Below are 15,546 nucleotides of genomic sequence, written 5' to 3'. Positions count from 1 at the left end.
CAATGCTTAAGGTATACAGAATGAAAAAATTAGATATAGGAATTATAGGATTAGCAGTTATGGGCAGAAGCCTGGCACTTAACATGGCGGACCATGGTTTTATGGTTGGCGGGTATAACAGAAGCAGGGAGGTAACAGATACACTTATACAAGACCACCCACATGAAAATTTTACACCTTATTATGATTTGAAAGAGATGGTCGGCGCATTGGCGGCTCCCAGAAAAATTATGCTGATGATACAGGCGGGAAAACCAGTAGATCTTGTAATTGAACAATTAATCCCTTTACTTCAGCCGGGTGACATTATAATGGATGGTGGAAATTCATTTTTTGAAGATACCAGGAGACGGTACACTTTATTAGAAGAAAAAGGAATTCATTACTACGGTGTAGGCATTTCCGGCGGTGAAAAAGGAGCGCGTTTCGGTCCGTCCATTATGCCGGGTGGAAACAGGGATACTTACGATGAAATCAAGCCTGTCCTGGAAGCAATTGCCGCCCGTGCTAAAGGAGAACCCTGCTGCAGTTACATGGGACCTGATGGTGCGGGACACTATGTAAAAATGGTTCATAACGGTATTGAATATGCGGATATGCAGCTGATTGCAGAATCATATCTTCTGCTGAAACATGCGGGCGGATACGATAATCAGGCAATTGGGGACATATTCGCACAGTGGAATCAGGGCGAGCTGCAAAGCTATCTGATCGGTATCACAGCAGACATCTTCCATGAAAAAGATGATTTCCAGGAAGGCGAACTTCTGGATTATATCCTGGACAGTGCCCAGCAGAAAGGCACAGGAAGATGGGCAAGTATTGAAGCTTTAAAACAGGGCGTTGATATTTCCATGATTACAGCCGCATGCAACGCAAGAATTATGTCGAATCGTATAGAGGAACGGAAAGAAGCCGGCGAACGCCTCCATGGACCGTCTGTATCTGCTTCGAAACAACATGATGAATACTTCGGGGAAATTGTCCGGGAAGGACTCTACGCTGCCAAGATAGCAGCTTACGCCCAGGGTTTTTCCATGCTAAAAGATGCTTCTTCCCTATATGGCTGGAATCTGGATTTCGGTAATATTGCAGCAATTTTCCGGGCAGGCTGCATTATTCAGGCGGAATTCCTAAACGATATTACTCTTGCTTTTCGTAAAAACCCGCAATTAGATAATCTGATCCTGGATGACTTTTTCTTATCCAGAATTGATCATAACTTAAAAAGCCTCAGAACTGCGGTAATTACCGGAATCAACAATGGCATTCCAATGCCTGCAATGGCCAATGCACTCTCCTATATCGACGCTTTTCGTGGCGATGCAGTAGGGGCAAACCTGATTCAGGCACAACGGGACTGCTTTGGTGCCCACACTTACAAGCGGATCGACAGAGATGGCAGCTTCCATCACGATTGGGGGAAATTATCATGAATCAAAATCTGACATTTACAATATTCGGCGGAACAGGTGATCTGACATTTCGTAAGCTTTTACCGGCTCTTTATAATATGTGTGTTTCCGGGCGCCTTGGTGCAGACGACCGGATTGTAATTATCGGAAGACGCAGTTACAGCGATGATGATTACAGGGCAATTGCCCGGGACTGGGTATCTAAATTCTCCAGACTTCCTTATACAGAAGAGGATTTTGCCGGATTTGCATCCAGAATCCATTATTACCAGATGGATTTTTCGGATAAGGAAGCATATGAAGGACTAAACCGTTATTATCAGGAACATCAGCTTTATTCCCATATCTTCTATTTTGCCGTAGCCCCCCGCTTCTTTGGTATTATTGTAGAAGGGCTGACCGGCGTAGACGGTGCGGAAAACGGCAAGGTGATCATTGAAAAACCTTTCGGTGAAAATCTGGCTGCTGCTGATGCACTGAATCAAAAAATGGAGGCATTTTTTTCTCCTGATCATATTTACCGCATTGATCATTATCTGGGTAAAGAAATGGTACGTAATATCCAGACAATACGCTTTACCAACCCTATCTTCAGCAATCTCTGGAGTGCAGAGCATATTGAATGCATCCAGATATCTGCACTGGAAGATGTAGGCGTTGAGACAAGAGGCGGCTATTATGATTCCAGCGGAGCACTAAAAGATATGGTCCAGAACCATCTATTTCAGATATTATCCATCGTAGCCATGGAGCAGCCGGAACAATTTTCCGGTTCGGAAATGCACGCGGAACAGATTAAAGTTCTACGGTCTCTGCGGCCTGTTAAAGCAAAAAATATTAAAGATTCCCTGCTCCTGGGGCAATACGAAGGATATCTGGAAGAAAAAAATGTTGATCCCAACTCCACTACAGAGACTTATGCGGCTCTGCGCCTTTTTGTAGAGAATAAACGCTGGAAAAACATGCCTTTTTATATACGTACCGGAAAAAAACTGGGACACAGGGAAATGGATGTGGCAATTGTTTTTCGCCGCTCTTCACCTGAGATAGCGCCAAATATTTTAAATATAAAAATCCAGCCGACAGAAGGCGTATATCTCCAGTTTAATATCAAAAACCCAGGTGATACGGATGAGATCGTTCAGACCAAAATGGATTTCTGCCAGAGCTGTCTGGATATTTTCCGGATCAATACACCGGAAGCTTATGAACGTATGCTGGACGCGTGCATGCAGGGTGAACGCTCCTGGTTCTCACAGTGGGATCAGATCGAAACAAGCTGGAAATTTATTGAGAATATACGTAAAGTTTACTATAAGCAAAACCTTCCCGTATATCCTTATACACCAGAAACCAACGGTCCCACAGAGGCTGACGAATTCCTGAATCACTATAACCATGAATGGTTTGAATAGGAGGGCTGACACCTCCATTATTACCCCGTTGTATAAATCATATTTTTAAAATCCGCCACTGCTTTTTTCTGCGTCTTTAAATCTTTCGTAATGAAATAACTTTGGATTACAGGCGCAGCAAAATCCAGCAGCGGAATTTCTCTTAACCTTTGATCCTCAAGATACTTCCCCACAAAACTGCGGGGCAGAAAACTGTATCCGATACCATCCAGCAGATATGGGAGCAATTTTGTACTTTTATCAATTTCAAATGGAAACGGGTTCTTTTTCGGGAATATATCCCGCATAAAATTGCCCCCCTCACCTAATACAAAATCACAGTAGAGATAATACAGATTCTGCAGTATGTCCCTGGTAATGCCTTTCTCATATTCTGTATTATTCCACGAAGTTACCAGTACCAGTTCATCAGTCTGAAATGGAATGCAGGTAAATCCGGTTCTCTCTGTGGGTACAAAGGTAAAAATCACATCCAAAGTCCCATCCTGCAGCATCCTGATCAGCTTATTGGAGTGGTCAATAATTACTTTTACCGAAATGTCAGGACATTCCCTTAATATCCTCGACATGCATTTTGTTAAATGGCAGTCGTACACTGTATTAACCGTCCCTATGCGCAGGTGTTCCGCAAAGCTGTGCAGCATCCCCAGTTCCATAACTGCCGTATGTTCCAGCTCCACAATACGTTTGGCATATGGAAGAAACCGCCTCCCCTCTTCTGTCAGTTCCACAGACTTCTTCTGCCTGATAAACAGCTTTTTCCCCAGTTCCTTTTCCAATTCCATAATGCGGTTAGTTACAGTGGACTGAACAATATAATACTGGTCTGCCGTCTGGGTAAAATTTTTAAGTTCCGACAGAGTGAGAAATGTTTTTAAATTTTCAATATTCAACGGTTTTCTGTTCTCCTTTACTATCGATATTATCGATTATTTTCTCCATAAAGATTCATTATACAAATCATAAAGAAAACGTTATAATAAGTCAAGATAAAGTTCTTTTATCGTTAACATACATTAACCTGAACACAATTTCAAACAACAAACACGCTCTAATCAAAACAATAAATACAAAAAATACATGGGGGTAACAGCATGCAAAAGATTTACACAAAAGTAACTGATCAGACACATTTTTTTGAAAATCAGAATCCGGTAGAATTAGCAGCCGCTTACGGCACACCGGTTTACGTATATAATGAAAGAATTTTAAGAGAGCGCTGCCGTGATCTTAAAAACATGGTCACCTATCCAAAATTCGTAGTGGATTTTTCTGCAAAGGCAAACAGCAATCCTGCTCTTCTCCAGATTGTAAGGTCGGAAGGCCTGGAAGTAGATGCCATGTCACCGGGAGAGATTTATATTGAAAAACTGGCCGGTTTTACTTCAGACGAAATATTCTATATCGGCAATAATGTATCCGATGAGGAAATGCAGTATGCCATCTCAGAAGGTGTTCTGGTAAGCGTGGATTCCATCAGCCAGTTAGAACGCTATGGACGCCTGGCACCAGGAAGCCGTGTGGCAATCCGTTTTAACCCCGGGGTCGGTGCAGGACACCATGAAAAAGTAGTAACCGCAGGAAAGAAAACAAAATTCGGTGTGGACCCGGTATTTATACCTCAGGTAAAAGAAATATTGGAGAGATTTCAGCTTACTCTTGCAGGTATCAACCAGCATATCGGCTCACTTTTTATGACCGGAGACGCTTTCGTCAAAAGTCTGGGTTCTTTATTTGCAATAGCAAAACAATTCCCGGAGCTGGAATTTATAGATATGGGCGGCGGCTTTGGCATCCCATATAAGAAAGAAGATGGAGAAGCACCTCTGGATCTGAAAGAGCTGGGCATGAAAATTGATGAAGCATTATTTAAATTCAGCGAACAATATGGAAGACAGCTTACTTTCCGCATCGAACCAGGCCGTTATATCAGTGCCGAATGCGGTGTGCTCTTGAGTGAGGTTCATTCCATAAAATATAATTATAATAATAAATATATTGGCTGTGATACAGGATTTAATGTACTGTCACGACCTATTTTATACGATTCATATCATGGTGTGGAGATTTATCGTGGAAGCGATACACCTTCTGAGCGGGAAGAAGCCGTAACCATTGTGGGCAATATCTGCGAAAGCGGTGATATTCTGGCAAAAGACAGGCACCTGCCGGAAATCCAGGAAGGTGACATTCTTGGCATTCTGGATGCAGGCGCTTATGGGTATGTTATGAGCTCTAACTATAACAACCGCCTCCGTCCGGCTGAAATCTTAATACGGGAAAGCGGAGAAGTGGTAGTAATCAGGGAACGGGAGACTTTGGATGACTTGAAGAATCATCTGGTATTACTATAAGCTTACTCATAAACTGTATATAAAAATGAAAATGACTGCATCAGCTTCTTTAGCTGGTGCAGTCAGACTTTTATTTAGCCGGTATATTATCCTGTTCCCGGAGGCACATGCTGCGAAGTCCCCGCAGCATACCTATTTGATTAAGTTTCTCTACTTTTTCATCATCCAGACTGTAGGATCGTATACCGCGCTTCCGTTCCCGCTGTGCATTGATCCAGTACCCCAATCGGTAACCTCCATTACTTGAAGCATAATCCTGAGCAATTCCAAAATCCCCCGAAACAGTACTGCCTTTTTACATCCGGAGAATCTCATGCTTCCCTGCCAGTCTCCGTATTCCATGTAATAGATGTGAATAAAGAAAAAATACCCCATTTATAAAATTACAATTTACTGCTCCTTTTTTATTACTGCTTTTAAAAACTGATCATTAATTTTTACTGCAACTGCTTCCTCTTCTTCCACACCCGGTAAGCTATATATTCCTCCATAATACCAATCCATTCTCTGCTGCCTGGAAAGCCGCCCCGGTACCGTTTCTATTTCCATAAGATCTGCCCTGGGAATTGCCCGCCCGGTGTTGTTATCAAATATATAATGCTCCCCTGAATTCCCCAGGTATTTTCCATCTGATGCTTCTGGCACCTGGATATCTGTGATCTCATAGATCTGGTTCCCCCTTAACAACTCCCTGCAGTTCCGGGAATTCACTTTCCAGTCATCCGCACCTTCTGCCTCGGTCCTTTCAAAAGAAATAATCCTGGATTTCTGCTCATCATCCGGATGAGTGACAGCCTTATGAAATCCATTTCCCACATCAATCACTACATCATCTTCCGTCTGGCTATCCTTCAACTGAAATACATTCAAAAATGTGACCATACAATCCGAATTTTCAGGCAGTTCCTTTCCCAGATCTGCCATATTTGTCAAATTTTCTTCTATCTCTTTTTCCAGAACAACCTGGTTCTGATCATTTAGATATACATATTTCTGTATATAGCCAATCCAGTCCCCCAGCTGATCCCGCCCTAACGTATCCTCCAGAATGGTATATTCTTTATTACCCATATAAAACCTGGACGCATCCTCCTCATTAACTGTACACTGCTCTTTTCCTTCCCGGTTTCTTTTAACTGCTTCTTTAAGCAAACCGCATCCTGCCGCAGATATACATAATATCGCTGCAACTGCTGCAGCCATCCATATTTTTATTCCTTTTTTCATGTTTTCCTTCCTCTCTGTATTTCATGATACACGTTCCTGCAATATCCAGTAGTTCATCACACTGCTGATTTATGGACTACTGGAACCTTGGTGAAAATTCAGACTCTATAAACTAAATTCTTTATCTGTTTCACTTTTATATCATGATCATAACAATAAAATATAAGGAATCTATAAATTTATTTCTGCAAATCTAATTTCCTACGGATTTCCAATGAATTACAAATATTTCTTGCATCTTAAAATGAACTGTGCTATGATACATCCGAACGAAGGTGTTCAGATAATACATACGTGTTATCTGAACACCTTTTTTATTTATAAATGCGACATTACACTAAATCTATCTGTTAGGAGGTCTTTCTATGAATACTGGTGATACTGCTTTTCTTTTAATTTCAGCCGCTTTGGTCTTCCTTATGACACCGGGGCTGGCATTTTTCTACGGCGGGCTGGTGCGGCGCAAAAATGTATGCAATACTATGATGGCATGCGTTTCTATAATGGGGCTGTCCATTGTCATGTGGATTTTATTTGGCTACTCCCTCTCCTTTGGCGGAAATCATCTTGGCATTATCGGTGATTTCAGATGGTTTTCCTTTCAAGGGGTGGGAATGGATGCCGGTCCATATTCCGATACTCTGCCCCATCTGGTATTTGCTGCATTTCAGATGATGTTTGCCATGATCACTCCTGCTCTGATTACAGGTGCCCTGGTTGGGCGTATACGGTTTAAAGCTCTCTTCCTGTTTATATGCCTATGGTCTGTCATCGTCTATTATCCGTTAGCCCATATGGTCTGGGGCGAAGGCGGTTTCCTTTCAGCTATTGGCTCCATTGATTTTGCCGGCGGTAACGTAGTTCACATCAGTTCCGGAGTCAGCGCACTTCTTCTTGCACTCTTCCTTGGAAGAAGGCGTGGATACGAGACCACTTCATACCGGATACACAATATTCCATTTGTGGTTCTTGGTGCATCACTGCTCTGGTTTGGATGGTTTGGATTCAATGCCGGAAGCGCTCTTGGTGCAAATGGATTGGCTGCTCATGCATTTATAACCTCTGCACTATCTGCAGCAACTGCTCTATTATCCTGGATGCTGATCGATGTGATAAAAGAAGGTAAGCCAACCATCGTAGGTGCATCCACCGGCCTTGTGGTAGGTTTGGTAGCAATCACACCGGGTGCCGGGTTCGTCCCCGTCTGGTCTGCATTTATAATTGGCGGACTGGTCAGCCCAATCTGCTATGTTACCGTAACTTTTATTAAAAAGCACCTGAAAGCAGATGATGCCCTGGATGCTTTTGGATGCCATGGAATCGGCGGAATATGGGGCGGTATTGCAACCGGCCTGTTTGCCAGAAGCTCCATTAACAGTACGGCAAAATGGGATGGTCTGGTATTTGGGGATACCCGCCTGTTCATGGCACAGATCACTGGCATTCTGATATCCATTGCCGTTGCGGCAGCAGGAACCTTAATCTGTGTGGGAATTGTAAAACTGTTCACACCACTTCGGGTAACTCCCAAGGAGGAACAGCTTGGTCTTGATATTTCAGAACACGGCGAAAGCGCTTATCCATCTTTCAATGGATTTGATTAAGAAACAGGAGGATTCATTCATGATTATTAAAATAGAAGCAATCGTACGGGAAGAAAAATTTGAAGATGTAAAGGAAGCTCTGGATGCAATTCAGGTAAATGGGATCACCATTTCCCAGGTCATGGGCTGCGGTGTACAGCGCGGATACAAAGAAATCGTACGGGGAACCCAGGTAGATCTGATGATGCAGCCTAAAATTAAATTTGAAATTGTAGTATCCTCAGAAGAATGGGAGGAAAAGGTAATAAATGCCATTCAAAAAGCCGCCTTTACAGGAGAAGTGGGCGATGGAAAGATATTCAGTTATGAAATCCGAAGTGCAATGAAAATCCGTACCTGTGAAACAGGCTATGAGGCGCTGCAGTCAGATAATTAATATAAAAAGCGTGTATGAAAAGTAAGACCAAACTTCTTTTCAAACACGCTTATATTCGAATTTCAAGAACTGTTTTACCGGTACTCCGTATACCGGACTTTTTGCTATTTCATCTGTTTCTTCCATTATAAATCCTCAAACCGGGCATACATAAAAGTTTTAATTCTATCTCTGCAGCTTCTGTACTACATGTCTCTATCAAATTCCCACTCTTCTTTTAAAATTCCATATTCATACGTATCCTGCCATATTGGTTTCCCATTTACATCAGACTTAAAGAAAATATTCTTAACCAAAAATCCTTCCCTTCGCATTCCAAGACGTTCCATCAGTTTCCAGGACTGCTGATTCCCCGGATTACACTTAGCCACCACGCGGCGGACTCCCCAATTCTGAAACCCTTCTTCCAGCAGTGCCTTTGCCGCCTCTGCCGCATATCCCCGCCCCTGGTACTTATTATTGAATACATACCCAATCTCCCAGGTATCAAACTTTCCTCTTTCAAAATAAAGGTTCCCGATCATTTTCCCGTTTTCCTGAAGGCACACTGCCCAAAATGCCTTGCTGACCGAACGGATTCTGGCCTCCTCCTGGCACTTCTCCCTGGAAAAAACCTCATATGGTTCATAATACACAACTTCTTCATCCGCCAGATATTCATACAGGTCCTCCCAGTCACTTTCCAGAAATCTACGGATGATCAGACGTTTCGTTTTCAATTCCTTCATAAATTCCTCCCTGCTGCCATTGAATCTGTCAGTTCAAGTCTGATTGCTTTTCTTATACTCCTATATTATGAAAATCCGGAATAAAACTCTTCAATATAAATTCTATGGGGACATTATAGCCTATCATTCAAAAAATAACAAGTAAAAGCAGGTGTAGTTTACCTGCCGTATTATACCTGTGCCTATGCTTTTCCATCGTTTTTCCAAATCGTCAAAAAAGGCAGCGCCCAGATGGGTGCCGCCATTATATAGCTATATAATCTTATTATTTCTGAATAAGCAATGGAATATCGGTCAATTTTTCCATACCATGTTCCAGGATCAGGTATCCGTCCTCGAAACGCATCCCCGGAATATCAGCCTCAAATAATGGAATATCAACGGAAATAACCATGTCTTTCTCTATCATTACACTGCTGGACGGTCCCAGTATAGGCGGTTCAAACTCTATAACCCCAATACTATGAAGCCCGGAATACATAAAGTTTTTCTCATACCCCGCCTCCTTCATGACCTGTCTTCCCATTGCTTCCACCATACTTCCTATTTTTCCCGGAAGCAGGTTTTCGGCACATACCTCCTGCGCCCGAATCGCTGCATCAACAGCCGCTTTTACCTTTTCTCCTGGATTTCCAACGAGTATTGTTCTGCCACAGGCCCCATGATAGCCTTCATACCGGGGTGCCAGTGTGATAATAACCACATCATTTTCTTCAATCCTGCGATTCGTCGTGCGTGCTAAAATATGCCTGGTATTTTGTCCGGAAGCAACAATCGGATCAATCCCATATCCTTCACATCCCATTTTACGCATTACATATTCAGCCTCCGCAGCAACTTCACGCTCTGTAATACCCGGCCGCACTGCCGCAACCGCCGCCTGCATTCCTGCTGTTGCAATTTCATAAGCTTTTCGTATCACTGCGATCTCTGCCCGGGACTTCACACCTCTCATCGGCTCCAGAAGTTTATCTGCATCCACCAGTTTTGCTGACTGGAAAGCACTTTCAACCGCCTCATAGAGTTCCGCCCCCATATAAAGCTTTCCGGCAATCCCAACTCTTTCGGGACTTTTCAGCACACACTGCTTCACAATCTGCTCCAAGGGCTCGACCACAGAAAATGGATAGTCTTCATCCTCAGCAGAAAATTCAGATAAAACTTTGATATTATGAATTGCAGAAATCTCTTTTGCATACCCTTCCGTTTCCGGTCCGGTTAAAATGACCGGGTCACTGTCTGCCAAAAACATCAACAGCACATTTTCAAAATGGGTTGGTAAATCCGCATAATATCTGGCATATGCATTGCCATGTGTGGCTCTGTCATCACTATAAGTCAGGATTACATCCAATTGATGATCTTTCATTATCTTCTGAACCTTCTCCCAACGTTTGTGATATTCTTCTCTTGGTATTCTGACTGCTTCCTGCTGCATACTGATTTTCTCCTTTTCACCTTCGATACCTGGCATTGTATATTTAACCGCATACTTGATTGTGTACACCTGATTATTTGCAGTTTTACTCTAACCATAAAATATTATTTAATATTATTATACCTGTATTATTTCAGATGTCATCCTGTTATCTTGTGTAAAAGTATCACTTTCTTGGGCTGCTATCTAATTCAGTTCCGTCTGTTTTAATCCCAGAGCCATGACCCTTCCGAGTACAGGAAATCTTTCTTTTAATCCACAATGTCAAATAGTTCATCCAGCCGGCTAATCTCATATGTTGCCAGGGCACTTTTACCTCCGATGATACAGGAATGTATCCCCAGATTCACAGCCCCCTGAATATCACTTGCTTCACTGTCACCGATTAACAGGGCAGCTGACTGATCAAAACCGGGAATATGAGCCTTTACATATTCCATGAACTCAATCTGCGGTTTCTGGTATCCCACTTCTTCACTGATAAAATATGCCTCAAAGAAAGGATACAGTCCGCTTGCATGAAGTCTGGCATACTGGGTGGTAGCCACCCCATTTGATACTACATACAAACGGTGGTTCTCACTCAAATGTTTCACGGCTTCTAAAGCACCCTCTTTCATCATTGCCCCATTTGCCAGCTCATCTTGATATTCCTCTTCAAAGCTATCCGCAATCCCCTTGATTCCCAGTTCCTGAAAAGTTAGCCGGAAGCGCTTATCCAGTACTTCCTCCCTTGTAACATTTCCAAACTCATACTCATGCCACATATGATGGTTAATCCTGGAATAACACTCCATCAATTCCTTAGTGAATTCAATATTGTACCGCTCAAATATTACATGGAGTGCTCTTTGCTCACATGCTTTAAAATCAAATAAAGTTTCATCCAGGTCGAACAGTAAATCTTGGTAATGCATTGGATACCTCCTTCTATTTTTCCACAAACGTGGCTATACTTGCCATAACTTCTTCCGGTATATGCTTCTCTCCCTGATAATTAGCTGCTCCGTCCTCATATTTACCGGGCATAAATACATGAGTTAAGCCAGGGAAGGATTGAAATTCCCAGTTAGCTTTTTCCTTAAAATGTTCCTCCCATATTTTAAAGTCATCCATTGTAACCTGATAATCTTCTTCCCCCTGCAAAACGAGAACAGGCATGGTCATCTTCTCTGCCTCCTTGATACTGTCGAAATCAAAAATACTTTTCATGTATTTAACCGATTGTCCCATTATCTTTTCATCAGCTCCCAGAGAGTCAATATTTTTCATCTTGTCAATTTCTTTAAACATATTCTCATAAGATTTAGTTACCTCTTCTGTAGGATTCTTCTCCAGACTTTGAAGATATTTACACTGTCTCTCTATCGTCTCTGCAAATCCTCTTGCCGGAGCTGCCATCATAATACATCCATCCGGCGACGCTGCTTCTGCAATTGCCGGCATCATCTGTCCGCCCTGGCTATGTCCTACCACATACACTTTTGTGATCCCCTTTAGTTCTCTTAGCATTTTAACGGCAGCCACCGCATCATTAACCGTTTCGTCATATACCGTAAAATCCGGATCGGCTGCAAGCTCTTTTCCGTATACATAACTGATCTTATCATAGCGGTAAGATGCCACACCCTTCTGGGCAAGCCCCCATGCCAGATCACGGAACGGCTTGAGCTGTCCCAGTGACTCATCCTTATCAGACGAACCAGAGCCGTGGACAAATACCACGGCTGCATATTCGGTCTTATTTTCCGGCTGGGTAAAGATTCCAGGCAATTCCCATCCATCTTTTACTTTTAAATTCATCGCAGTCTCTTTTACGCCTTCCGGCATGGATGTTTCTTCCGAAGCTTCCTTATACTCTCCTGTATGGATTCCGCCGATTTTACCTTCTTTATTAAAACTGATCACCATATTCCAGGGTTGAGTTTCAAAATCACATGGAACCTCTACATTCGTATACTGTGACCGGCTGCTGACCCATGCCTCTTTCATTTCATTTAACTTCCCGGATGCGGCAATTGCCGGTGCTAAAGACTGTTCCAGCTGTCCATTATCCAAAACTTCTTTTAACTGGTCTTCAAACTGATAATCCGATTTTATCTTCTCATAATCTCCGGTTACAATATCATTTGCAAATGCCTTTGCCTGTTCCAGCAATTTTCCTTCATCCTCACTTGCTCCGGCAGAATCGCTCTGTTCCCCATTCCCATTTTCCTTTGCAGCCTCACTCGGTGCCTCTGATCCGGTATTTGCTGCTGTTTCTTTTACGGATTCTGTTTCAGCTTTGCTCTCTTTTGTTTCCTGCGTTGTTTCCCCGGTACTTCCCTGGGTACTTCCCTGAGTACTAACCTGGGTCACCGTTTCACTTTGTGCCGTACTGCTTTTGTCCTGTCCGCAGCCAGCTATTGCCAGCGCTATTCCTAATACCATGACTACTAATTTAGCTCTCTTCTTCATAATATCCTCCTATCTGTACGCGTTTATATACCAACATGATCTATCCCCCGGTAGAATCAGCTTATGCCCTTACTACTGACCTTCATACTGATCTCCCTCCTGAGTTGGCTTCATTATAGCACAGCCCCCATAAAGCTCAATAGCAGGTGCATAATATACCGTTTTTGGTGATTGAAATACAGATAGTAAATTTAGCTATATGACTGTATAATTATTATATTGGGAAGTAAAAAGAAAATCAATCATTTAATACAGAAGATATAGAAGTTTTATAAAATTTGTAGTTGACGTATAAATTGGGATTTGGTAGAATATAATAGTTAAGAGATGCGGCGACATAGCCAAGTGGTAAGGCATGGGTCTGCAACACCCTGATCACCAGTTCAAATCTGGTTGTCGCCTGTTAATTTTCCCGGAAATTATGAATTTCCGGGCTTTTTTTATCTCTGAATGATAAACAAACCATCTGCCGGGTGCAGCATCATAAACTTAAATTTTCATTGATACTGCCCCCAGATACTCATGGCTGTTTATGGAATAAAAAAAATCCTTTCCCAATCTACGTAATCGTCATATTGATGACATCATAATTATTCTCCGTTAATTCCCGGAATGCATGTCCGAACTGTTTACTATTCCTGGCATGTATGCTTTCCCTTATGTCATGTGATATACTTGACCAATGGAGGACTGGTTCTTCACCGCTTTCCTCTATACGCAGAATACTTCCATTTAATAAAAGCAACGTGATTTTACTGTAAATTTCGCGTATCGCAGCAAGTGGACAATGATGAACTACCGCCTGCAATCCCGCACTAAGCGTTGCAACCAGAGATCTTTTTTCATCTGATATGGATATTGCTTCCCCAATGGAATCCAATAATCTCTCCGGGATATAAGGAAATACACACTGAAAAACGGGTTCGCTTGTTATAATCAGCAGTTGCATGGCTTCCAGAAAAGTTTTCAATTTATATTCCAGCATTAACCCCTTCACATTATACAGCGTTTCGGGTTCTCCATGAGCAATTGCCCTGGTTCCTACGCCATTCATTGTTTTTGCTACGCCCAGTTTATTCAGTAAGCCGATGGTACGGCGCATCGTGATTTCTGATACATGATAAACATCTGCTAATGCTGAAGTGCCAGGCAGCAGTTCCCCAATCGGATAGTCCCCCTGATTAATTTTACATATCATGTCAATTGCAATGATATCGCAGTATCTGGTTCGTCCTTTACGAGGCTCCCAACAAAAGGATTCCTGACCCGCATTTTCCAGGTTCGCTGCGAATACTTCTAAGCAGTTCTCTATTTTATTAAATAATTTTTCAATTAATTGTTCTACCTTTTGTTTTACCAGACTCCTGTTTCCCTTTTGAAACTCAAATATGCACTGAACATATTTCTCATTTATATCCTGCAAAAACAAAACTGTTTCACTTTTTCCGCAATGGGTATAAAGTACATCCGTAAAGGAACTTTCGGCAAAAATAAGGACATCATTGTAAAGGCTGAATGCTGTTTGATTTATGAGCGCATGCAAACATTTTTCAAATTGCTGATACAAATGCCTGTCAACAAAAACACCTCCATAAATAAATGTCTCTGAAATGTCTGGGTATAACTTTTCAATATGATACAAACTCTGATAACAGATAACCGGTAAAATTAACTTGAGACTTCTACTTAAGTCAAGTAATGCAGCAGCACGTTTTTTAAAAGTATCACTTTCAAGATAATTTTCATATGGTTTCGATAATATAGAGGTGGCTTTACCACGGTTAAGTTTTATAAAACCATCATTTTCAAGCATTTTGAGAGCCCGCTGTGCAGGGCAATACGAAACCTGATAGCGTTTTGCAATATCCCGGGCTGATGGAAAATGCTCTCCGTCATCAAAGAAACCCAGTTGTATCTGCCCCGCAAGTATGCGATAAATAGTTTGTTCCTGACTGTTAGGGTTATGCATCATGTACTTCCTTTCCACAATTTTTCCAGTGTATAAAATATACATAACATGTATATATAATAACACATATAACTGAATTTCGGATTTGTTTTTATTATTATATCTATACTCTCAAATATAATGAATGGAAAAAGCTCTAGAAAGTATTCTTTCTAGAGCTTCTAAAGAGGCGACAACCAGATTTGAACTGGTGATCAGGGTGTTGCAGACCCATGCCTTACCACTTGGCTATGTCGCCGTATCTATTATCTATTATATTCATCCCGATGATCAAATATTCCTAAAAATAATTTAATCAAATCAAATGACTCCAAGGGGATTTGAACCCCTGTTACCGCCGTGAAAGGGCGGTGTCTTAACCGCTTGACCATGGAGCCTTGCTTTACTGCCTTTTATCCTTTTAAATACTTAGCCATTTTGTTAAGTACTTAGCTCCCCGAGTTGGGCTCGAACCAACAACCCTTCGGTTAACAGCCGAATGCTCTACCATTGAGCTATCGAGGATTATACTGCTTTTTGGAAAAGCCATATACCTTCAAAACCACATACAGAAATTCATCAAA

The 15,546-nt window shown here is 42.0% G+C and carries 13 protein-coding genes and 4 tRNA genes; 6 read left to right on the top strand and 11 right to left on the bottom strand.

The window, feature by feature from the left end; translation table 11 throughout:
• Positions 1-20: 20 nt before the first annotated feature.
• On the top strand, positions 21-1,436 hold the full coding sequence (gene gndA / locus QR40_RS04015) for an NADP-dependent phosphogluconate dehydrogenase (protein WP_044293968.1): 1,416 nt from the start codon (positions 21-23) through the stop codon (positions 1,434-1,436).
• A complete protein-coding gene (gene zwf / locus QR40_RS04010; protein ID WP_044293570.1) occupies positions 1,433-2,830 on the top strand; it encodes a glucose-6-phosphate dehydrogenase in 1,398 nt (465 codons plus the stop codon). Before gndA ends, zwf begins: the two co-directional genes overlap by 4 nt.
• A 20-nt stretch (positions 2,831-2,850) precedes the next feature.
• On the opposite strand, the gene QR40_RS04005 is transcribed toward zwf, so the two are convergent.
• Complete coding sequence (locus tag QR40_RS04005) at positions 2,851-3,723, bottom strand: LysR family transcriptional regulator (protein ID WP_044293569.1); 873 nt, start codon at positions 3,721-3,723, stop codon at positions 2,851-2,853.
• Between the two features lie 201 nt (positions 3,724-3,924).
• On the opposite strand from QR40_RS04005, the gene lysA reads away from it, so the two are divergent.
• A complete protein-coding gene (gene lysA / locus QR40_RS04000) occupies positions 3,925-5,184 on the top strand; it encodes a diaminopimelate decarboxylase (protein ID WP_044293568.1) in 1,260 nt (419 codons plus the stop codon).
• A 70-nt stretch (positions 5,185-5,254) separates the two neighbouring features.
• On the opposite strand, the gene QR40_RS30685 is transcribed toward lysA, so the two are convergent.
• Together QR40_RS30685 and QR40_RS03990 are read right to left on the bottom strand one after the other, a co-directional pair.
• On the bottom strand, positions 5,255-5,449 hold the full coding sequence (locus tag QR40_RS30685; protein ID WP_081998789.1) for a helicase associated domain-containing protein: 195 nt from the start codon (positions 5,447-5,449) through the stop codon (positions 5,255-5,257).
• A gap of 125 nt (positions 5,450-5,574) precedes the next feature.
• The gene (locus tag QR40_RS03990; RefSeq protein ID WP_044293566.1) at positions 5,575-6,411 is read right to left on the bottom strand and encodes a NisI/SpaI family lantibiotic immunity lipoprotein; all 837 of its coding nucleotides are present in this window, start codon (positions 6,409-6,411) and stop codon (positions 5,575-5,577) included.
• A gap of 365 nt (positions 6,412-6,776) precedes the next feature.
• Between QR40_RS03990 and QR40_RS03985 the strand changes: the two genes are divergently transcribed.
• Together QR40_RS03985 and QR40_RS03980 are read left to right on the top strand one after the other, a co-directional pair.
• A complete protein-coding gene (locus tag QR40_RS03985) occupies positions 6,777-8,015 on the top strand; it encodes an ammonium transporter (RefSeq protein ID WP_044293565.1) in 1,239 nt (412 codons plus the stop codon).
• A 19-nt stretch (positions 8,016-8,034) separates the two neighbouring features.
• Entirely contained in the window at positions 8,035-8,391 is a 357-nt protein-coding gene (locus tag QR40_RS03980) for a P-II family nitrogen regulator (protein WP_081820366.1), read from the top strand.
• A gap of 185 nt (positions 8,392-8,576) precedes the next feature.
• On the opposite strand, the gene QR40_RS03975 is transcribed toward QR40_RS03980, so the two are convergent.
• From QR40_RS03975 to QR40_RS03960, 4 genes are all read right to left on the bottom strand, one after another.
• The gene (locus QR40_RS03975; RefSeq protein ID WP_027295844.1) at positions 8,577-9,119 is read right to left on the bottom strand and encodes a GNAT family N-acetyltransferase; all 543 of its coding nucleotides are present in this window, start codon (positions 9,117-9,119) and stop codon (positions 8,577-8,579) included.
• A gap of 265 nt (positions 9,120-9,384) precedes the next feature.
• Positions 9,385-10,557 (bottom strand): M24 family metallopeptidase, encoded by a 1,173-nt coding sequence (locus tag QR40_RS03970; RefSeq protein WP_044293564.1) that lies wholly within the window; start codon positions 10,555-10,557, stop codon positions 9,385-9,387.
• Between the two features lie 251 nt (positions 10,558-10,808).
• Positions 10,809-11,474 (bottom strand): YjjG family noncanonical pyrimidine nucleotidase, encoded by a 666-nt coding sequence (locus tag QR40_RS03965; RefSeq protein ID WP_027295842.1) that lies wholly within the window; start codon positions 11,472-11,474, stop codon positions 10,809-10,811.
• A 13-nt stretch (positions 11,475-11,487) separates the two neighbouring features.
• Positions 11,488-13,014 carry an alpha/beta hydrolase gene (locus tag QR40_RS03960; RefSeq protein ID WP_044293563.1) on the bottom strand — a complete coding sequence of 509 codons (1,527 nt, stop codon included), beginning with the start codon at positions 13,012-13,014 and terminating at the stop codon, positions 11,488-11,490.
• A 331-nt stretch (positions 13,015-13,345) separates the two neighbouring features.
• On the opposite strand from QR40_RS03960, the gene QR40_RS03955 reads away from it, so the two are divergent.
• A tRNA-Cys gene (locus tag QR40_RS03955) sits at positions 13,346-13,416 on the top strand.
• Positions 13,417-13,573: 157 nt separating this feature from the next.
• Here QR40_RS03955 and QR40_RS03950 read toward each other — a convergent pair.
• From QR40_RS03950 to QR40_RS03935, 4 genes are all read right to left on the bottom strand, one after another.
• Positions 13,574-14,986: a GntR family transcriptional regulator gene (locus tag QR40_RS03950; protein WP_160295769.1), complete on the bottom strand. Its 1,413-nt coding sequence runs from the start codon at positions 14,984-14,986 to the stop codon at positions 13,574-13,576.
• 164 nt (positions 14,987-15,150) lie between these two features.
• Positions 15,151-15,221 (bottom strand) — tRNA-Cys (locus QR40_RS03945).
• Positions 15,222-15,288: 67 nt separating this feature from the next.
• Positions 15,289-15,360 (bottom strand) — tRNA-Glu (locus QR40_RS03940).
• Positions 15,361-15,415: 55 nt separating this feature from the next.
• Positions 15,416-15,487 (bottom strand) — tRNA-Asn (locus tag QR40_RS03935).
• Positions 15,488-15,546: the final 59 nt, after the last annotated feature.

Source organism: Robinsoniella peoriensis (assembly GCF_000797495.1).
Lineage (GTDB): Bacteria > Bacillota > Clostridia > Lachnospirales > Lachnospiraceae > Robinsoniella > Robinsoniella peoriensis.
Note: the sequence above shows the minus strand (reverse complement) of the source record. Positions and strands in the feature narration are given on the sequence as shown.

Excerpts from the sequence above, each read along its gene's own strand:
- gndA (WP_044293968.1), top strand. The coding sequence starts at position 21 with ATGAAAAAATTAGATATAGGAATTATAGGATTAGCAGTTATGGGCAGA.
- zwf (WP_044293570.1), top strand. The coding sequence starts at position 1,433 with ATGAATCAAAATCTGACATTTACAATATTCGGCGGAACAGGTGATCTG.
- lysA (WP_044293568.1), top strand. The coding sequence starts at position 3,925 with ATGCAAAAGATTTACACAAAAGTAACTGATCAGACACATTTTTTTGAA.
- QR40_RS03990 (WP_044293566.1), bottom strand. The coding sequence starts at position 6,411 with ATGAAAAAAGGAATAAAAATATGGATGGCTGCAGCAGTTGCAGCGATA.
- QR40_RS03985 (WP_044293565.1), top strand. The coding sequence starts at position 6,777 with ATGAATACTGGTGATACTGCTTTTCTTTTAATTTCAGCCGCTTTGGTC.
- QR40_RS03980 (WP_081820366.1), top strand. The coding sequence starts at position 8,035 with ATGATTATTAAAATAGAAGCAATCGTACGGGAAGAAAAATTTGAAGAT.
- QR40_RS03975 (WP_027295844.1), bottom strand. The coding sequence starts at position 9,119 with ATGAAGGAATTGAAAACGAAACGTCTGATCATCCGTAGATTTCTGGAA.
- QR40_RS03970 (WP_044293564.1), bottom strand. The coding sequence starts at position 10,557 with ATGCAGCAGGAAGCAGTCAGAATACCAAGAGAAGAATATCACAAACGT.
- QR40_RS03965 (WP_027295842.1), bottom strand. The coding sequence starts at position 11,474 with ATGCATTACCAAGATTTACTGTTCGACCTGGATGAAACTTTATTTGAT.
- QR40_RS03960 (WP_044293563.1), bottom strand. The coding sequence starts at position 13,014 with ATGAAGAAGAGAGCTAAATTAGTAGTCATGGTATTAGGAATAGCGCTG.
- QR40_RS03950 (WP_160295769.1), bottom strand. The coding sequence starts at position 14,986 with ATGATGCATAACCCTAACAGTCAGGAACAAACTATTTATCGCATACTT.